Genomic DNA, 19,031 nt, shown 5'->3' with positions numbered 1-19,031 from the left:
GCGGTTTTCGCAGGCCGCTTGCAGGGAACTGCTGAATGCGTTGTCAAGGAGGTAGCATGATCCTGCCCGTCATCCTGTCCGGCGGCTCCGGTTCACGCCTGTGGCCGGTCTCCCGGGAGCACTATCCCAAGCAGTTCCTCAAGCTTCATCACCCCGACCTTACCCTGCTCCAGGAGGCGGCGCTTCGCCTGCATGGCATGCCGGATGTCGCCGCGCCCATGGTGGTGTGCAACGAGGAGCACCGCTTTCTGGTCGCAGAACAGCTCCAGTCAGTGGGCGTAGAGCCGCTGAGAATCCTGCTGGAGCCGGTAGGGCGCAACACCGCGCCGGCGCTCGCCCTGGCCGCTCTGGCGGCGGAAGAACTGAGCCCCGACAGCCAGCTGCTGATCATGCCCGCGGATCACGTTATCGAGCGCCCCGAGGCCTTCGTGCGCGCGGTCGAGGCAGGCAGTCAGCTCGTGGCGCAGCGGCGCCTGGTGACCTTCGGTATCACCCCGACCAGCCCCCACACCGGCTATGGCTATATACGGCGGGGCGAGGCGCTCGGTGACGGCCATGAAGTGGCCGCCTTTGTCGAGAAACCGGACCTCGAGCGCGCAACGGCCTACCTGACTAGCGGCGAGTACCTCTGGAACAGCGGGATCTTTCTGCTCGGAGGGGCGCAGGTGCTCGAGGCACTGGGCCAGCACGCGCCGGATATCCTGGACGCCTGTCGGCAGGCGTATGCCGGGCGTCAGGACGATCTCGATTTCCTGCGCGTCGATCCCGACGCCTTCCGCGCGTGCCGCGGCGAGTCAATCGACTATGCGGTGATGGAGCACACGCGTCAGGCTGCCGTGGTGCCGATGGACCCGGGCTGGAGTGACGTGGGCGCCTGGGATTCGATCTACGCTCTCAAGGCCTCCCCATCCGAGGGTGGGAACGCAATCCAGGGCGACGTGCTGCTGCATCAGACGCGCAATAGCCTGGTGCGCAGCGAATCGCGCCTGGTCGCGGCGGTCGGCGTCGAGGACCTGGTAATCGTGGAGACCGATGATGCGGTGCTCGTCGCCCATCGGGACCATGCCCAGGAGACCAAGGCCATCGTCAATGCCCTCAAGGCGAGCGGTCGCAGCGAGTGCCAGTCGCATCAGTGCGTCTATCGCCCCTGGGGCCACTACCGCACCATGGTCCTGGCCGATGGCTTTCAGGTGAAGGAGATCGTGGTCAAGCCCGGCGCCAAGCTCTCTCTGCAGATGCACCATCACCGCGCCGAGCATTGGGTGGTCGTGGAGGGCACCGCACGCGTCACCCAGGGTGAGCGCCAGGGCGAAGCCCAGGCGCTGCGCAGCTTCCTGCTTTCCGAGGACGAATCGACCTACATTCCGCTGGGGACGATGCATCGGCTGGAAAACCCGGGCGTGATTCCTCTTCGGCTGATCGAGGTACAGACGGGCAGCTACCTCGGCGAAGACGACATCGTGCGTTTTGACGACGACTATGGGCGCACTCCAAAGAGCCATTCATGAGTGAGCCAGTGACACCGGAGCTCGCGGCCCTGCGTCGCCGCTACCGTGACCTGCGCGTGGCCATCGTCCACGACTGGCTGGTGGTGGACGGCGGAGCGGAGAAGGTCCTGCGCGCGCTGTTGGCCGCCTTTCCTCAGGCCGAGGTGTTCACCCTGGTAGACCACCTGCCCGACGACAAGCGCGGGTGGTTGGCTGACCACCGGGTGCATACCAGCCTGATTCAGCGGCTGCCGTTCTCACGCCGGTACTATCGCCACTACCTGCCGTTCATGCCCTATGCCATCGAGCAGATGGACCTGCGCGGCTTCGATCTGGTGATCTCCTCGAGCCATGCCGTTGCCAAGGGCATTCCGACGCTGCCGGGACAGTACCATCTCTGCTATTGCCACACCCCGATGCGCTACGCCTGGGACATGAAGGAGGGGTACCTGGCCGATGCGGCCTTTCCGGCGCCGCTGGAATGGTACGTCAGGCGCACTCTCGGACGCTTGCGCCAGTGGGACTACATCACCGCCAGCCAGGTCGACCACTTCGTGGCCAACTCCCACAACGTGGCGAGTCGCATCGCCAAGTTCTATCGGCGTGAGGCCACCGTGTTGCATCCCCCCGTGGACGTGGGGGCCTTTGCCTTCCACCCGGGGCCGCGGAGCGATTACTACCTGGCCGCCTCGCGCCTGGTGCCCTACAAGCGGATCGACCTGATCATCGAGGCCTTCCGGCACTCCCCTGGCCGGCAGCTCAAGGTAGTGGGAGACGGCCCCGAGCGTAAGCGCCTGGAGCGGCTGGCCAAGGGCGCGGATAATATCACCCTGCTGGGGCATCAGCCCCATGACAGGCTCCAGAGCCTGATGCAGAGGGCCCGGGGTTTCGTGTTCGCCGCCGACGAGGATTTCGGCATCATGCCCCTGGAAGCCCAGGCCTGTGGCACCCCGGTGATCGCCTTCGGGCAGGGGGGGGCGCTTGAGACGGTTCGCGGGGAAGAGGATCACAACCCCACCGGGGTGTTCTTTGACGCCCAGCGCCCGGAGAGCCTCACGCAGGCCCTCGAGCGTTTCGAACAGCGCGGCTTCTCGCCCCTGGCCTGCCGGGAGCAGGCCGAGTCCTTTGGCACTCATCTGTTCTGGCAACGCCTGAGCGCCCAGCTGGAGCGGCTCCCGATCCGTCTCTCGAGGTAAACCCATGCATGTCATCATCAACCTGCAGCCGCTGCTGTCGCCGCTGACCGGTATCGGGCACTACACCCGAGAGTTGACGCTGGAGCTGCTGTCGCGCCAGCAGGGCGATGGCTTGATGCTGGAAGGCTTGACCGGCCGGGTGCGTGAGCCGCTGACCGCCGACCACCCCCTGCTTGCCGGGGCGGGAGGAGAGGGCGCGGCCGAGGCGCAGAGCCCCTGGTGGCAGCTGGCCAGGCGCTACCTGCGCAACCCGCTGACGCGGCGGGCCTACCGCTGGCTTTACACCCAGCGGCTGCGCGCCGGCGCAGCGGAGCGCGATGCGCTCTACTGGGAGCCCAACTATATTCTGCTGCCGTGGCGAGGGCGCAGCGTGGTCACCGTGCATGACCTCTCCCATCGCCGCTACCCCCAGTACCATCCCCCTGAGCGCGTGGCGTTTTTCTCCCGCCAGCTGGGTGAGAGCCTGGCGCGGGCTCGGCGCATCAACGTGGTCTCGCAGTTCACCGCCCAGGAGCTCGTGGAGCTCGAGGGCGTGGACCCGGCGCGCATCGATATCGTGCCGCCGGCCGTCTCGTCGCGCTTTCTTGTGCCGCTGCCCCCGGCGGGGCGCGAGGCGCTGGAGGCGCGCTATCGGCTGCCCGAGCGCTATCTGCTCAGCGTTGGCACCCTGGAGCCGCGCAAGAATCTCTCCCGTGTGCTGGAGGCCTACGGCCGGCTGCCGGCTGCCGTCCAGCAGCGCACGCCGCTGCTGCTGGCCGGCATGTCCGGGTGGGGAGAACAGCGCCTGTCTGCCGCCGCCGAGGCCGCGCTGGCTCGCGGCACGATCCGCCGGCTCGGCTATGTGCCCAGCGCCGATCTACCCGGGCTTTACGCGCGGGCGGCCGGGTTTGTCTATGTCTCTCTATACGAGGGCTTCGGCATGCCGGTGGCGGAAGCCATGGCCTCGGGGACGCCAGTCCTCACGGCCAACGTTACGGCGACCCATGAGGTCGCCGGTGGCACGGCACTTGAAGTGGCACCCGACGACGATGACGCCATCCTAGAGGGGCTTCGGGCGCTCATCGACGATGACCATCAAGAACGTATCCTGGCCGCCAGGGCGCGCGCCGAGGCTTTCACCTGGCAGGCCAGTGCCGACCGGCTACTGGCTTCCTTCCGCCAGGCCATGATCGACTGACCAGAAAAAGGAGCACCGTGTACGCCTCTCTCTACCCGCGACTGCGTGCCGTCAAGGCAAGCCTGCCGCTGATCCTCCACATGACTCGCCAGGATCTGGTCGAGCGGCACACCGGCTCGGTGCTGGGTGCCACCTGGACCTTCGTCTCGCCGCTGGTCAATATCCTGGTCTTCGTGCTGGTCTTCTCCAGCATCATGGGTGCCCGGCTGGAAGGCTTCGGCGCCGAGATCGACCGCTTTGCCTACAGCATCTACCTGATCTGCGGCATGCTCGCCTGGATCGCCTTTGCCAACAGCCTGGGGCGCATCACCAACCTGTTTCGCGATCAGTCCCACCTGGTCACCAAGGTCAACGTCTCGCTGCTGGCGCTACCGCTCTCGGTGCTGCTGACCGAGAGCGTGGTCTATGTGATCGGCACGACCTTCTTCATCGGCTTCCTGCTGCTGGTCGATTTTCCGATCAGCGCCTGGTGGCTGCTGGTGCCCGTGGTGTTTGGCCTGCAGAGCCTGTTTGCCTATGCCCTGGGGCTGACCCTAGCCTTGCTTTCCGTTTTCTTGAGAGACATCAAGGAAGTCGTCACCGTGGTGTTACAGCTATGGTTCTGGGTGACGCCGATCGTCTATGTGGTTGAAATCCTGCCGGCGTGGGTGCAACACGGCATGCAGTTCAACCCTTTCTTCGTGCTGGTGGACGCCTATCGCAGCCTGATCATGCGCCAGCAGCTGCCGGACCTGTTGCCGCTCGGCCTGTTCGCGTTAGGCAGCCTGCTGCTGCTGGCGTTGGCGCTGTGGCTCCTGCACCGTACCGAGCGCGATCTGCGCGACTGCCTGTGAGGAGACCCGCATGATCCGTATCCAGGGCCTCAACAAGTCCTTCAAGCTCTTCCATCGCCCCAGCGACCGGCTGCGAGAGGCCATCACCGGGCGGACTCGCCATGACACCTACCACGCCCTCAAGGATATCGGCTTCGAGGTGGCCCCGGGCGAGGTGCTCGGTGTGCTGGGCCGCAACGGGGCCGGCAAGTCCACGTTGCTCAAGCTGCTGACCGGGGTGCTGGTGCCCGACTCGGGGGAGATTCATATCGACGGGCGCATCACCGGGCTGCTCGAGCTGGGAACCGGCTTCAATGCCGATCTGACCGGGATGCAGAACATCACCGCCAACGGCTTGATGCTCGGCATGCGCCGTGAGGAGATCGAGGCTCGCCGCCAGGCCATCGTCGAGTTCTCCGAACTCGGTGGCTACATCGACGAGCCCCTTCGCACCTACTCCTCCGGCATGACCATGCGCCTGGCCTTCTCCATCGCCATCCACGCCGACCCCAGCTGTTTTCTGGTCGATGAGGCGCTTTCGGTCGGTGACGGCTATTTCCAACAGAAGTGTATGAAGCGCATTCGTGAGTTCAAGGAGGGGGGCGGTTCTATCCTGTTTGTCTCCCATGATCTCAATGCCGTCAAGATGCTCTGCGACCGTGCCTTGGTTATCGAAAGCGGGGAGGTAGCCTTCGATGGCGACGCCGGCGATGCGGTCAACCACTACAACCGCATCATGGCCCGTCAGGCTGAAGAAGAAGAGGGTCGCCATCTGGCCCGCCATCAGGGAGCTTATGGCAGCGGTGAGGCCGAAGTCGTGGGCGGACGAATGTCAGGGGAAGATAGCGGCAGCCACACCGTCGCCAGTGGGGAGTGGCTGATGATCGAGCTGGACCTGCTCGCACATCAACCGCTGGGTGACTTGACTCTCGGGGTAATGATTCGCGACCGATTCGGTCAGGATATCTTCGGTACCAACAGCTTCCAGCTTGGCCAGCCGCTACACCTTGAGCCCGGCACGCCTTGCACTGTGCACTTCCGGCTGCGTGCCGATATCGCCCCTGGCAAGTATACAGTCACCGTGGCCCTGCACAGTCGTGAGCATCATTTGGACGACTGCTACTGGTGGTGCGACAGCTACCTGCAGTTCGAGGTGGCCGGTTTCAGGCAACGCCTCTTTTCCGGTGTATGTCGCTTGCCCCTGGAGATGGAATGTCGGCCCACCTTTCCAGCAGACACAGGAGTTGGCTCATGAATCATGCTGATGGCGACCTGGACATCCTGGTGGCTCGCTTGCGAGCGATTGCTCGCCAACACGAAGATGCCGCAGCAGAGGCACCGCCGCCAAGGGCGCACCGGGACAGCTTGTTGAAGCTACTCTCCCGACGTGACCCTGCTGAACAGGGCATAGACAAGCTTGATACGAGCCTGGAGCACCTTTTTGCCGCGCTTTTGAATGATGAGCGATTTCTCGCCCGTGCCTATTGGGTGCTAATGGGTAGAGAGGTAGATGAGGACGGCCTGGCCCACTACCTCGGCGTGCTACCCAAAGCAGGAAGACTTTATGTGTTGGCCGACCTGCTTTGCGCCGATGAAACCAAGCGCAGCCTTGCGAAGCGTCAGCTGAAAGTGCCCAGATGGCGCTGGCTCTCGGTACCGGTTTGGCTGGGGAACCGTCTCGGCGTCGTGGGGCGCCTGGTACGTCCTCCGCTGCGGATCATCTATCGCGGTTTGGCTGTGGCCATGCGGCCGAGGCTAATGGTGATGGGGCGGCTGTCTGTGCTGGAAGCGCGTGCAAGGCAGCTGGATGAGTTGACCGACGTGCTCCTGGAGATGGACCTCGCATTGGAGGAGGCCGGCCAGGATATCGCGGCCCTGGATCGCAGTCGGGCGGCCTTGTTCAGTGCCTTGCAGCACCATCGGCGTGCTGTGGAACGGTTGACCGAAGGCCCGCCGCCCAAGGTGCCGGCCAACAGGGAGGCGTTAGAGCAGCAGCTGTTCGATGCCTATTACCTCGCCTTCGAGGATGCCTGTCGGGGCAGCGAGGCACAGATCCGTGAGCACCTGCTCAACTACGCGCCGCAGCTTGACATGGCCAGCCGCGCAGGCACCCGTGCTCTGGACCTGGGCTGCGGGCGCGGCGAATGGCTGTCTTTGTTGAGCGAGCGAGGCTTCTCGGCCCACGGCGCTGATCTCAACGTGGCCATGGTGGAGCACTGCCAGGAGCGCGGCTTCGAGGTGGCCCATGCGGACCTGCTCGCTGCCTTGAGCGCCCAGCCCGACAATAGCCATGCGCTGGTCAGTGCCTTCCACCTGGCCGAGCACCTGCCGTTCGACGTCCTCTACCGCATGGTCGACGAGGCGCAGCGGGTTCTGGCCCCGGGAGGCGTGCTGATCATCGAGACCCCCAACCCAGAGAACCTGCTGGTAGGCAGCCACACCTTCTACCACGACCCGACCCACCGCAACCCGTTGACTCCCACCGCCATGACCTTCCTGCTCGAGTATCATGGTCTGGGGGAGGTTCAGGTGCGCCGCTTCAACCCTTACCCCGAGAGCGCCAAGGTGCCGGGTGACGACCCGCTCACCGAGCGTGTCAATGGCCACTTGTGCGGGCCGCAGGATTTCGCCGTGGTGGGTGTCAAGGTGGCCCCCGCCGCCGAGGAGGCCACGTCATGAGGCTCCTGGTGAGCGCCACCCTGGTGCCCTTCATGCGTGGCGGCGCCGACTACCACATCGAAGGGCTCACCCGGGCCCTGCGCGACCACGGCCATGAGGTGGAGCTGCTGCGCCTCCCGTTCCGCTTTCAGCCGGAGGCCGATATCCAGGCGCTGATGGAGTACGTGGAGACCCTGGACATGACCGCGCCCAACGGCCTGGCCATCGATCGGGCCATCAGCCTGCAGTTTCCCGCCTGGGGGCTCTCCCACCCCGCGCATACCGTCTGGGTCATGCACCAGCACCGTGCCTGCTATGAGCTCTGGGAGCCACAGAGGGCGAGCGCCGAGCAGGCGAGCCTTCAACACGCCGTGCAGGCCTTCGATGATCGCCACTTGGGCGGAGTGCAGCGGCTATTTGCCAACTCTCGGCGGGTGGCAGAGCGCCTCGAGCAGTTCAACGGCCTGATCGCCGAGCCGCTCTACCATCCGCCCCATGGGGCCGAGCAGTTTCGATGCGACGACGACTGGGGCTACGTTTTTTGTCCCAGCCGCCTGGAGAGCCTCAAGCGTCAGGATCTGCTGATCGAGGCGGCTCGTCATCTGGCCACGCCGGCCAAGGTGATCATTGCCGGTGATGGTGGCCAGCGAGCGCGCTACCAGGCGCTGATCGAACGTCATGGCCTTGAGCACCGCGTTCGCCTGGTGGGCCGCTTCAGCGAGGCCGAGAAGCTGGCCTGGTATGCCAATGCCATGGCGGTGTTCTTCGGGCCCTTCGACGAGGATTACGGGTACATCACCCTGGAGGCGATGCTCGCCGCCAAGCCGGTCATCACCTGCCGGGATAGCGGCGGGCCGCTGGAGTTCGTGCAGCACGACCAGACCGGCTGGGTCGTCGACCCCGACCCGCGCGCCATCGCCGACGCCATCGATCGCGCCTGGCAGGATCGCGCGCGCACCGCCGAAATGGGGCGCGCCGGGCGTGAGGCCTACCAGCGGGCCGGCATCGGCTGGCCGCGGGTCGTCGCGCGCCTGCTGTGCGAGGAGGGCGGGGCATGAAGATTGCCCTGGTAGCGCCCAGCGGCGTGCCCTTCGCCGTGGGCGGCGCCGAAAAGCTCTGGTGGGGCCTGACCCATCACCTCAACCAGCTCAGCGACCACCAGCTGGAGCTGATCAAGTTGCCGAGCCCCGAGCGCAACTTCGCCGAGCTGGTGGCCAGCTATCGGCGCTTCAGCGAGCTCGATCTCGGCCACTTCGACCGGGTCATCTCCACCAAGTACCCGGCCTGGATGGTCGAGCATCCCGACCACCACCTCTACCTGCAGCACACCCTGCGCGGCCTCTACGACACCTACCCCTGGCCGCGGCTCGCCGAGGCCGACCCCTTCTCGCCCGCGGCCTGGCCGGGCGAGCGCGGCCAGCGCGCCATCCGGCTGCTGCGCCATCATCCGCTGCTGGCGCGGCTGCGTCGCCTGCTCGCGGCAACCCCTGAGCGCGCCCAGCTGCCGGAGCTCTTCGCCACGCTGAACGCCATGCTGCATGGCCCTTGGCTGCCGGCGCGGGCCCGTGAAGGGCTGTTTGCCTTCCCCGGGCCCCTGAGCCGCGCGGTGATCCACCACCTCGATGCCATCGCGCTGGCCCCCGGCGCCATCGCGCGCTATAGCGCCATCTCGCGCAACGTGACCCGCCGCGCCCACTATTTTCCCCGCGGCGTGCCGGTCAAGGTGATTCATCACCCCTCGGACCTGCCGCCTATCCCGCCGGCGCCGGAGGGCTCGCCGGCGCCGCGCGATTACCTCTTCACGGTCAGCCGGCTGGACGGCCCCAAGCGGCTCGACCTGCTGCTGCGGGGCTTTCTGGCCGCCGACGTCGACCTCGAGCTGCGTATCGCCGGCACCGGCCCCATGGAGGCCGAGCTCAGGGCGCTGGCCGGTGACGACCCCCGAGTGCGCTTACTGGGCTTCGTGCGCGACAGCGAGGTGATGGCGCACTACCGGGAGGCGCTCGCGGTGCCGTTCCTCCCCTATGACGAGGATTATGGCCTGATCACCGTGGAGGCCATGGGCGCCGGCAAGCCGGTGCTGACCTGCACTGATGCCGGCGGCGTCAACGAGTTCGTCACCCCGGGCGAGACGGGCTGGAGCGTAGCCCCGACGCCAGAGGCCCTGGCCGAGGCGATTCGCGAGCTGGCCGCCGACCGCGCACGCACCCGCGCCATGGGCGAGGCCGCACGCCGCGCGGTGGCCCATGTGACCTGGCCCGATACCGTGCGCGAGCTGCTGGCTCCGGAGGGCGAGGCGAGCGACGACCCCCGCTTTCCCACCGTGCGCGGCCTGGGCGGCGGCGAGCACTGGCTGGTGCTCAACACCTATCCCGTCTATCCGCCCATGGGGGGCGGCCAGAGTCGGATGTTTCATCTCTACCGCCACGTCGCGCGCGAGTTCGGGGTGCGCGTCACCCTGCTGGTGCTGGCCCCGGAGGAGGGCGAGCCCACCCGCCATGAGATCGCCCCGGGGCTCACCGAGCACCGCATTCCCCTGAGCCGCGCCCAGCGGCGCGACCAGCAGGCCCTGCAGGCCGCGCTGGGTGCCCCGGTGGACGACATCGCCGCCATCGATGGCTGGCGCCATAACCCTGCCTTTATCGAGGCCCTCGAGGGGTATGCCGAGAGCGCCACGCTGGGCGTGTGTGCCCACCCCTACCTGGTACACGCCCTGCGCGAGCATCTCAGCGTGCCCTGGTGGTACGAATCCCACAACGTGGAGCTCGATTTGAAGCGGGCGATACTGGCCGATGCCCTGGCCAGTGGACGCCCCGAAGCGGCCGAGGCCCTGGCCAAGGTCGAGGAGGCCGAGCGACTGGCCTGCGTGGAGAGCGCGGAGATCCTCGCCTGTGCCGAGGAGGACCTCGTCGCCTTTCGCAAGCGCTACTCGGTGGCCGGCGCCAAGGGTCGGGTGGTGCCCAACTGCGCTGATCTCTCGCGGCTGCCCTATATCGACATGGCCACGCGCCGCCGCTGGCAGCGCCGCCTGGGCCAGCACCGCCCGGTAGTGCTGTTTCTGGGCAGCTGGCACGGCCCCAACCTGGAGGCGGCGCAGTTTATCTGTCGCCAGGTGGCGCCGGCGCTACCCCAGGTGGCCTTCTACCTGGCCGGTAGCCTGTGCGAGCACCCGGGGCTGCGTGAGCTGCCGGCCAACGTGCGCGCCCTCGGGCGGGTCTCCGAGGCGGAGCTCGCGGTGCTGCTGGCCAGCGTGGACGTGGCGCTCAATCCCATGGCCAGCGGCTCCGGCAGCAACCTCAAGATGCTCGACTACACCGCCAGCGGCGTGCCGGTGCTGACCACCCCCTTCGGCAACCGCGGCCTGGGGTTCGGCGCCGAGGAGCTCTGGCTGGCCGAGCTGGCGCAGCAGGCCGAGGCGCTCTCCGCCCTGCTGGCCACGCCGGATGCCGAGCGCGAGGCACGCACCCGCGCCGCCCGAGCCCGCACCGAGCGCGCCTTCAGCTGGCCGGTGGCCGTCAGGCAGATTGTCGCTTGCCAGCCGTTCGAGGGGGGCCTAATATGCTAGGCGTCATTAGCGAGCGCTGTTCGATAATTTTCGTTGCCATTCGCCGACAGAGGAGTGACATCGGTCATTTCGGTAAGCGAAAGCCGCGAATAGAGGGGGGTATAGGACCATTTTCCTCAGTTGCACAAGTTGACTTGTCGCAACGCTGGCCTATACATTACCTTCTGCAAGCCTGGACCCGGGATCGCATGGAAGGGAACCATTCAGGGAACGCCCGAAATGTCTTCCATGCAGTGGGCAACACGCAAGACCTTGAGCGCTCAAGGTAAGTATGCCGCGGCTTTAGCCCGGCAACCTGCAAAAGCAAGGAGACTATAGTCCCATGGCAACACAAGCTAATCTGGAACTGGCGCAGACTCTGTATGTGGCCTACTACGGCCGTCCGGCTGATGCCGCTGGTCAGGCTTTCTGGGCCGAGCAGATCGAAAACAATGGCGTGGCTGCTGTTGTCAACGCGTTTGGCACCTCCGAGGAATTCGACGCTCGCTTTGGTGACCTCACCAACCAAGAGCTGATCAACAACCTGTATCAGCAAATGTTTGCTCGTGATGCCGAGGAAGAAGGCCTGAACTTCTACCTGGGGCTCCTCGAGAGCGGTGAGAAGAGCCTGGCGCAGATCGCCCTGTCCATCTTTGACGGTGCGCAGAACGAAGACGCCGTAGCGCTGCAGAACAAGGTCGCCGTGGCACAGCTCTTTACCGATCTCGCTGGCGATGCCTACGCGGGCAACGATGCTGCCAATGCCGCTCGCGACTTCCTGCTGACCATCGACGCTGACACCGTTGTCGAAGACGTGGATGTTCAGGCTGCTGTCGACTCCCTGCCTGCAGCACCGGTTGACACTTCAGGGCTCACTGAAGCACTGTCTAACCTTGCTGATGCCAACAAAGCCAAAGCTGATTTCCTGGAAGAGAATGAAGTCACTGAAGGCGAAGTGGCGACTAATCTGACCACTGCCCAAAACGCTCTTGCGGCTCATCGCACTAACGAAGGCTCTGATCGCGTAATCCAGGCTCGTCTGGAAGATGCTCAAGACGCCGTTGCCGCTGCCCGCGCTGAGGTAGATAAGGTTCCGGGTCTGACCGCTGCCGTTGCTACTCTGGAAAATGCTCAATCTGGACTGGAAGACGCTCAGAAGGCACAGGCGGATGCCGCTGCTGTACAGGCAGGCGCCGTAACCACCTTCTCTGGCCGCAACAGCGATGCAGTTGTGGCGGTTGTCAACTACGAAGTTACCCTTGATGGTGTAGTCGTTATCGAAAACGACAACGGCACCTTGAAGGTGACCAAGGAAGGTGAAGCCGAAGGCGTCAACGGTATTGCCGCTATTCTGGAAGCCGTTCAGGCCAAGAAAGCCGCCGATGCCAACGTCGAGAGCGCAGAACAAGCCGTTGCTACCGCCGAGGCTGTTGTCGCTGAGCTCGATCTGACCGAAACCGCTGTGGAAGCCAAAGAGGCGCTGGAAGAGGCTCAGGCAGCACTGCAGGCGCACATCCGTGAGCATGGCTCCGACGAGCAGCTGCAGGCTGACCTGGCTGCTGCCGCCGAGGGCGACATTGATGAGCTGCAGCAGGCCGTTGTTGATGCGCAGGCTGCCCTCGACGCTGCTGAAGCTGACGTGGAAGCGTTCTTCGCCGACGGTAACGGCGCTGAGTTTGCTGATGCGGCCGCGCTGACCGCAGCCCTTGATGCTGCCGCTGCGCTGCAGGTTGAGTACGCCGACGCCGAGACTGCTCTGGCAGACGCCATTACTGCCGCCAATGGCGCTAGCGAATCTACCCTGACCGACGCCGCTGAGGTTGCTACCGAGCTTCAGACTCTCGAAGGCGCCGTGGCTGAGTTCGCCGTCGACGGCACAGACACCGTGCGCGCTGACTACGAAGCCGCGCTGGATGCTTACGACGGCCTCGACGCTAGCACAGGCACCGCACTCGAAGCCGCCTACGCTGCTCTGTACGCCGAACTGAGCGTAGTTACCACTGAACTGCCTGCGTCTGATGCTGATGCTGCAGACATCGATAGCGCTTCAGTTGCCATTTCGGATGCCATTAGCGCTGAACTGACTGCGCGTGAGACTGCACTGAACGACTTCGCGCTTCTGGCTGCTGCTGTCAACACTGCTCAGTCTGACCTCGAAGCTTTGGTCACTGAGCACAGTTACGCCGATGCGGCTGCAGTTCAGGCCGAAGCTGATCGCCTGGGAGCTCTTGAGGAAGAGCTGACTCCGCTCCAAACCGCTGTTACCGAAGCACAAACTGCTCTGAGCGCCGCTGAGGTTGCACTGGCTGATGCGGTAGGCAACGAAGAGGCGGCCCCCATCCATGCGCTGATCGTTGAGCGTGAAGGCCTGAAGACTGCTGTCGAAAGCGCTGAATCTACCTTCGAAAACGAAGCAGCAGCCAACCCCCGCCTGGATGCTCTTGAGGCCGCCAAGCTGATCGAAGAAGCCGCTCAGGACGTCGTCGACACCCGCGAAGAGCTGATCAGTGACGTGGCTGAAGCCCAGCAGCTGGTCGACGCCCTCGCGCAGCTCAACGACGATATCGACGCGGCCGAAGCGGCTCTGGAAGAGCTTGGCTACGAGCTGCCGATCACCGCAGAAGGTTCTGTGTTCGGTACCGCTGGTGATGACATCTTCCTGTTCTCCGGCGAAGACGCCACCATCACTGGCTTCGGTGCGACCGGCGAAGATCTGCTGTACGTCGGCACTGGATACAGCCGTTCTGACCTGGCCAGCGATGTTGACCTGAACGCTACCCGTCAGGGCAGCTCCAGCGAGCTCGAGATCTTCTTCCAGCAGGATGGCAACAACACCCTGCTGTTCATTGAAGAGGTTGAGTTCGCAGGCAGCGCCACCGGCGGTTTCGAAGGTGACACCATCACTCTGGTGGGCGTGAACGCTGAAGACCTGGTGATCAACGCCGAGGGCTTCATCACAATCGCCTAAGGCCTTGTGACCTGAATCAGAGCCAGCCATGCGCTGGTTCTGCCTGACCGACCCTCAGCTACGGCTGGGGGTTTTTAGTATCAGGCTCATCACTGGAGAATGATTCCCTTATGGCTAAGACACACCGCTATTCACCGGCGGCGATACAGCCACGTCCACGACCGCTCCGCACCGGGCTGGCGGCAGAACAAGATGCCGTTCAGCGTGTGGAAGACGCGCGTACGCTTATGGCTCAGGGGCAAGATGCCCGCGCCATGAATCAGCTGACCGCGGCACTCAAGGCCGACCCGCTGTGCATCGAGGCGAACCTGTTGCAGGCGCAATTGCTGATGAAGCATAAAAAGCATGACACCGCTCTGCTGTTGCTGCAGACGGCATTACTGCAACAGCCCGACGACTATGACAGCCTCGTTCGCTATGCACGCTGTCTGTCCGAAGTTGGCAAAACCCGTCTGGCCTTGGCCGCCATGCACCGCTGTGTACAGCTGCGCCCCAACCATGACGCCCCTCGGCGCTATTTGGCTGCTCTTTACGGTACTCTCGGCTTCGAAGAGCATAGCCGCTACTGGGCACAGAAAGCCGTTCGCAGTAAGGCCTTTCACCTTCGCGAAGCCAAGGTCGAGACCAAACTCACCGTGCTAGCTCTGTTTACCCAAGCTAGTGGGTCTCTTGGCATTAATCGTAAGACCTTCGGCATCCAAACCTCGGAGGGACATAATAACCTCACCTCTCTGCTGGATAGCGACCATATCACCGTGATTCGCTTCCACGTTGATACCCTCGATAGCCAGCCCGAACTTCTGCGGATGCTCCCGGCAGCAGACGTGATTTACAACTCTATCACTGATCCCGAGCGCTGCGAGCACGCCCTGCACCTGGCACAGAAGGTTTGCGACCGCCTCAATTTGCCGGTGATCAACGAACCCAACGCCGTGCTCGCCTCCAGTCGGGAAAGCAACTACGCCCGCTTCAAGGACAACCCCAACGTCATCCTGCCCAAGAGCGTCAAGGTCGAGAACACCCAGCAGAACGCCAAGGCCATTGTCGAGCAGGCCATCAAAGACCACGGTTTTGAGCTGCCTATCATCATCCGCCTCGCCGGGTATCAGGGCGGCAAGTTCATGCACAAGGTCGACGACTTGGACAGCCACGACTTTGCCGAGTTGGATGAAAAGCTGAGCCAGCAACCGCAGACCGTCTACGTGGTGCAGTACCATGAGTTCGGCTACCGCGACGAAAACATGCCGGATGACATGCTCTACCTCAAATACCGGGCTTTCCTGATCGGTGGCAAGCTCTATCCCGCCCACCTGCGCGGCGATATCAACCAATACAAGGTTCACATCAATAATCAGATTTTCGACCTTTGCCCTTGGTTGCAAGACTTTGAAGATCATTTCCTTCGTGATCCGGTCGACTATTTCGGTGGCGATAACTGGCGCCACCTGGAGGTTGCTCTCAATGAAATGGGGCTCGATTACACTGGCGTCGACTTCGCTGTGGCCAAGGCGCCCGAGCACCAAGGCAAAATACTGATTTTCGAGGCCAATGCCTCTATGCGGAACTGGCCGACCCTTCGCAACGATACCCCCTATGTCTATGGCGCTTGGCAGAACAACCTGCAGGGCGTGCATCACCACTTCTGTGCTCGCGCGGATATTGAGCCTTGGGCCTTTGTGGTCCCGCAGATCGAAGCACCCACACAGCCGGTGTCTGCCCAGAGCGTAGTTAGCTCAGAAAGGAATAAAACAGGGGGGGGGGATAACCAAAACGAATAAAAATGGCGATGCCGTGATGAAGCCCGCTTCACTGACCAAGGTCATGCTTGCCATAGTCGTACTCGATACCGTGACAGCGCTCGATGAGCAGATTGACGTGATCGAGGGTGACCTGATTGGTGGCAGTGGCAACAACCTGTTGCCCGGCGATACCCTGAGCTGGCGTGATGCCCTGCGCAATATGCTCATGGCGTCGTCCAACGTCACGGCCAACGTGGTCGGTCGTCACTTGGGGGTACGTCTGCTCAACGACGCGCAAGCCACACCCGCGCAGGCGCTTCAACGCGGCGTGCAAGCATTGAACGATAAAGCCGTGGCCCTGGGCATGACGGCTACCCGATTCACCAACCCCTCGGGCCTAGACCATACGGATATGCGGACTACCGCTACCGACATGCTGAAAATGGGCGAGGCGGCATTGAGCTACCCAGAGCTTTTGTCTGCTTGGGGGGCTGCACGCTACACCCTGCGCACCCAGGGCAAGACGCCGCGTGATATGACGATTGCCACAACCGTCAAGCCGCTGCTGGAAGGGCAGCAAGGCGTATTGGGTGGAAAAACCGGCACGCTGCCCGATGGCACGCTGAACTTGATGCTGCATACCCGTACCCAAGAGGGCAATGATCGCCTCACCGTGCTTCTACAGGTGGGTGGCGATCGCTATACCGAAATGCAGCAGGTGCTAGACACCTTGGATGGCAAGCTCAAGGCCCCAACGGTTCCAGCCGACGACACTGTTCACTAACAAGGAGCCTCTATGTCCACACCCCTCGTCCTCAGCCCCAAGGAGTGCCAGGGCAAGACCTGGCACCCGCCCGTCGATCTCGCCTTTGCCACCCACCAGGCGCTGCTGCCCCTGCACGCCGGGGAGCTCGCCAAGGCCGCCGCCACCATGCCCATTGCTCTGGTCAAGGAGGGCCGCGAGTGGCGTCTGGTGGGCGTCTGCGGCCTCGAGACCGGCCATAACCTGTTCATTAAGAAAGGGAAGTGGCTGGGCAACTACCGGCCCGCTTGGCTCTCCACCTGGCCGTTTGCCGTGGTCGCGGTAGGCGAGAAGGGCATCGTGACCTTCGACCGTGACAGCGGCCTGGAGGACCCCCACGGCGCCGGCGAGCCCTTCTTCGATAATGCCGGCCAGATGCGTGAGGCCGTGGCCACCCGCGTCGAGGCGCTCAAGACCCACCACCGCAAGCACCAGGCCACCCACAAGGCGCTCAAGGCGCTGGCCAAGGCCAAGGTCATCACCCCCTGGCCCGAGGCGCTCTCAAGCCAGCTGGGCCTCGCCATCGACGGCCTGCACATGATCGACGAGCGGGCGCTCAGCCAGCTCGACGACGAAGCGTTCCTGGCCCTGCGGAAATCCCAGGCGCTGCCCATCGCCTACGCGCTCAACCTCTCGATTCCCCAAACGCACCTGCTGGCCCGCCTGGCGCGGCTCAATCCCGCCAGCCACGCTGCCCCCGACAACCTGGACGAGCTGTTCGGGGAAGGCGACGACGAGTTTGTGTTCAACTTTGACAGCTGAGCCACATCGATCCCCCTGACCTCGACTGAAGGGAGCCAACGCCCCGGGCAGAAGACAAGCCGCACGCGACCACGCGCCGGGGCCGCCCTGCCGGGGCCGGGGTGTCCCGCTTGTCTTCCGACTGCCTGGCGACTGCCGAGATGACCACCCTATTGACCCCCACCGCGGCTGACCGCATGAGCCGCCTGACCCTCCTGCTGGTGCTGGCCCTGCTGGTGACGACCCCGCTGCGGGTTCACGCGCTGATTGGCGTGCTGCTGCTCTACGCCCTGGCCTACCTGGTCGCCCATCCCGAGGCGCGCGGAAAGAAAGGGACACCCACTTTATTCTTGACGCCCGCCCAGTAGCGGCTACGCTGATGATCACACCCACCAGCGAGGTATCCCGCCATGACGCGACCCCGCGCTGCCCTGGTGTCGCTCGACACCACCCCCTGGTACCACCTGGTCAACCGCTGCGTGCGCCGCGCCTTTTTGTGCGGTACCGATGCCGTAAGCGGCCAGAGCTACGAGCATCGCCGCGGCTGGATCAGTGATCGCCTGCACCAGCTGGCCGGTGTGTTCGCCATCGACGTGGCCGCCTATGCGGTGATGAGCAATCACTACCACCTGGTGGTGCGGGTGGATGCGGCGCGTGCTGCCGCTTGGAGCGACGATGAGGTGCTGCGCCGCTGGACGTCGCTGTTCACCGGCCCCTTGCTGGTGCAGCGCTACCAGGCCGGGGCGGATCAGCTGCCGGCGGAGGTGGCGGCGGTGAAGGAGCTGGCCGCGACCTACCGCGAGCGGCTGACGGATGTTTCCTGGTTCATGCGCGTGCTCAACGAGGCGATCGCCCGCCAGGCCAACGCCGAGGATGGCTGCACGGGGCGCTTCTGGGAGGGGCGCTTCAAGAGCCAGGCGCTATTGGATGAGCAGGCGATCCTCAGCGCCATGGCCTATGTGGATCTCAACCCGATTCGCGCCGGCATGGCGGAAACGCCGGAGAGCTCCGCGCATACCTCGGTGGCCGAGCGCCTGGCCGCGCTTCCGGACGATGCCGAGCAGGGGAGGGCAGCCACTCCCGATGATGGGCCGCACGATGATGCCCCGCAGGCGCCAGCGGAGAGCCAAGCCCCGGCCTGGTGCGAAACCCTGCCACTCCAGCCGCTGATGCCCTTCGATGCCACGGCGCAGCTACCCCACGCCATCCCTTTCGGCTTCGAGGATTACCTCGAGCTGGTCGAGACCACCGGGCGCTGCCAGCGCCCCGACAAGCGCGGGGCCATCGAAGGGCGCGTGCCGAAGCTGCTCGAGCGGCTGAATATCGACCCCGAAGCCTTCATCGCCGCCTCCACCACGCTGCTCAGCCGCTTCGGCAGCGCCGTGGGCACGCCAGAAAGCCTCACCACCCGCTGTGCCGAACGCCAGGCCCGCCACCTGCGCGGGATGCGGATGGCGCGGAAGGTGTTCGAGCGCCGGGCGGCGTGAGGGTGGCGGTAGCAAAGCCGGCTTGCCGGCATCGATGCGGTGAGGCGTGGTAAACTGCCGGCGGACGATTGCAAGGACGCTCCATGGCCAGCCACCACGACCACAGCTACAAGCTGCTCTTCTCCCATCCCGAGATGGTCAAGGACTTGCTGACGGGCTTCGTCAAGGAAGCCTGGGTCAGCCAGCTCGACTTCTCCACCCTGGAGAAAGTCAGCGGCTCCTACGTCACCGACGAGCTGCGTGACCGGGAAGACGACATCATCTGGCGCGTCCGCTGGGGCGACGACTGGCTCTACGTCTATCTGCTATTAGAGTTTCAATCGAACGTCGACCGTTTCATGGCGGTGCGAATCATGAGCTACCTGGGGCTGCTCTACCAGGACCTGATCCGCCAAAAGGCCCTCACGCCCAGCGGCAAGC

General features: G+C 64.3%; 15 protein-coding genes. All 15 read left to right on the top strand.

Features of this window, described 5'->3' with window-relative positions:
* Positions 1-56: 56 nt before the first annotated feature.
* Complete coding sequence (locus DER72_RS11155; protein ID WP_110070067.1) at positions 57-1,508, top strand: mannose-1-phosphate guanylyltransferase/mannose-6-phosphate isomerase; 1,452 nt, start codon at positions 57-59, stop codon at positions 1,506-1,508.
* Positions 1,505-2,683, top strand: coding sequence for a glycosyltransferase (locus tag DER72_RS11150; protein WP_110070066.1), 1,179 nt, complete (start codon positions 1,505-1,507; stop codon positions 2,681-2,683). The genes DER72_RS11155 and DER72_RS11150 overlap by 4 nt, the downstream gene beginning before the upstream one ends.
* Before the next feature lie 4 nt (positions 2,684-2,687).
* Complete coding sequence (locus DER72_RS11145) at positions 2,688-3,860, top strand: glycosyltransferase family 1 protein (protein ID WP_110070065.1); 1,173 nt, start codon at positions 2,688-2,690, stop codon at positions 3,858-3,860.
* A gap of 17 nt (positions 3,861-3,877) precedes the next feature.
* Complete coding sequence (locus tag DER72_RS11140; protein WP_258306280.1) at positions 3,878-4,693, top strand: ABC transporter permease; 816 nt, start codon at positions 3,878-3,880, stop codon at positions 4,691-4,693.
* Between the two features lie 10 nt (positions 4,694-4,703).
* Entirely contained in the window at positions 4,704-5,927 is a 1,224-nt protein-coding gene (locus tag DER72_RS11135) for an ABC transporter ATP-binding protein (RefSeq protein WP_110070064.1), read from the top strand.
* On the top strand, positions 5,924-7,351 hold the full coding sequence (locus DER72_RS11130; protein ID WP_181395659.1) for a bifunctional 2-polyprenyl-6-hydroxyphenol methylase/3-demethylubiquinol 3-O-methyltransferase UbiG: 1,428 nt from the start codon (positions 5,924-5,926) through the stop codon (positions 7,349-7,351). The genes DER72_RS11135 and DER72_RS11130 overlap by 4 nt, the downstream gene beginning before the upstream one ends.
* Positions 7,348-8,388 (top strand): glycosyltransferase family 4 protein, encoded by a 1,041-nt coding sequence (locus DER72_RS11125; protein ID WP_110070062.1) that lies wholly within the window; start codon positions 7,348-7,350, stop codon positions 8,386-8,388. Before DER72_RS11130 ends, DER72_RS11125 begins: the two co-directional genes overlap by 4 nt.
* A complete protein-coding gene (locus tag DER72_RS11120; protein WP_110070061.1) occupies positions 8,385-10,895 on the top strand; it encodes a glycosyltransferase in 2,511 nt (836 codons plus the stop codon). Before DER72_RS11125 ends, DER72_RS11120 begins: the two co-directional genes overlap by 4 nt.
* Positions 10,896-11,217: 322 nt before the next feature.
* On the top strand, positions 11,218-13,842 hold the full coding sequence (locus tag DER72_RS11115; RefSeq protein ID WP_110070060.1) for a DUF4214 domain-containing protein: 2,625 nt from the start codon (positions 11,218-11,220) through the stop codon (positions 13,840-13,842).
* Positions 13,843-13,952: 110 nt separating this feature from the next.
* A complete protein-coding gene (locus DER72_RS11110) occupies positions 13,953-15,620 on the top strand; it encodes a tetratricopeptide repeat protein (RefSeq protein WP_146209055.1) in 1,668 nt (555 codons plus the stop codon).
* Positions 15,586-16,365 carry a serine hydrolase gene (locus tag DER72_RS11105; RefSeq protein WP_309064166.1) on the top strand — a complete coding sequence of 260 codons (780 nt, stop codon included), beginning with the start codon at positions 15,586-15,588 and terminating at the stop codon, positions 16,363-16,365. The genes DER72_RS11110 and DER72_RS11105 overlap by 35 nt, the downstream gene beginning before the upstream one ends.
* Positions 16,366-16,377: 12 nt before the next feature.
* Positions 16,378-17,145, top strand: coding sequence for a SapC family protein (locus tag DER72_RS11100; RefSeq protein WP_110070057.1), 768 nt, complete (start codon positions 16,378-16,380; stop codon positions 17,143-17,145).
* Positions 17,146-17,285: 140 nt separating this feature from the next.
* Complete coding sequence (locus tag DER72_RS16040; protein WP_146209053.1) at positions 17,286-17,492, top strand: hypothetical protein; 207 nt, start codon at positions 17,286-17,288, stop codon at positions 17,490-17,492.
* Between the two features lie 42 nt (positions 17,493-17,534).
* Complete coding sequence (locus DER72_RS11095; RefSeq protein WP_110070056.1) at positions 17,535-18,611, top strand: transposase; 1,077 nt, start codon at positions 17,535-17,537, stop codon at positions 18,609-18,611.
* A gap of 83 nt (positions 18,612-18,694) precedes the next feature.
* Positions 18,695-19,031: Rpn family recombination-promoting nuclease/putative transposase (locus tag DER72_RS11090; RefSeq protein WP_146209052.1), on the top strand; the 337-nt coding region annotated here is incomplete at its 3' end.

Source organism: Halomonas sp. A11-A (assembly GCF_003182195.1).
GTDB lineage: Bacteria > Pseudomonadota > Gammaproteobacteria > Pseudomonadales > Halomonadaceae > Halomonas > Halomonas alkalicola.
Note: the sequence above shows the minus strand (reverse complement) of the source record. Positions and strands in the feature narration are given on the sequence as shown.

Excerpts from the sequence above, each read along its gene's own strand:
- DER72_RS11155 (WP_110070067.1), top strand. The coding sequence starts at position 57 with ATGATCCTGCCCGTCATCCTGTCCGGCGGCTCCGGTTCACGCCTGTGG.
- DER72_RS11150 (WP_110070066.1), top strand. The coding sequence starts at position 1,505 with ATGAGTGAGCCAGTGACACCGGAGCTCGCGGCCCTGCGTCGCCGCTAC.
- DER72_RS11145 (WP_110070065.1), top strand. The coding sequence starts at position 2,688 with ATGCATGTCATCATCAACCTGCAGCCGCTGCTGTCGCCGCTGACCGGT.
- DER72_RS11135 (WP_110070064.1), top strand. The coding sequence starts at position 4,704 with ATGATCCGTATCCAGGGCCTCAACAAGTCCTTCAAGCTCTTCCATCGC.
- DER72_RS11130 (WP_181395659.1), top strand. The coding sequence starts at position 5,924 with ATGAATCATGCTGATGGCGACCTGGACATCCTGGTGGCTCGCTTGCGA.
- DER72_RS11125 (WP_110070062.1), top strand. The coding sequence starts at position 7,348 with ATGAGGCTCCTGGTGAGCGCCACCCTGGTGCCCTTCATGCGTGGCGGC.
- DER72_RS11120 (WP_110070061.1), top strand. The coding sequence starts at position 8,385 with ATGAAGATTGCCCTGGTAGCGCCCAGCGGCGTGCCCTTCGCCGTGGGC.
- DER72_RS11115 (WP_110070060.1), top strand. The coding sequence starts at position 11,218 with ATGGCAACACAAGCTAATCTGGAACTGGCGCAGACTCTGTATGTGGCC.
- DER72_RS11110 (WP_146209055.1), top strand. The coding sequence starts at position 13,953 with ATGGCTAAGACACACCGCTATTCACCGGCGGCGATACAGCCACGTCCA.
- DER72_RS11100 (WP_110070057.1), top strand. The coding sequence starts at position 16,378 with ATGTCCACACCCCTCGTCCTCAGCCCCAAGGAGTGCCAGGGCAAGACC.
- DER72_RS16040 (WP_146209053.1), top strand. The coding sequence starts at position 17,286 with ATGACCACCCTATTGACCCCCACCGCGGCTGACCGCATGAGCCGCCTG.
- DER72_RS11095 (WP_110070056.1), top strand. The coding sequence starts at position 17,535 with ATGACGCGACCCCGCGCTGCCCTGGTGTCGCTCGACACCACCCCCTGG.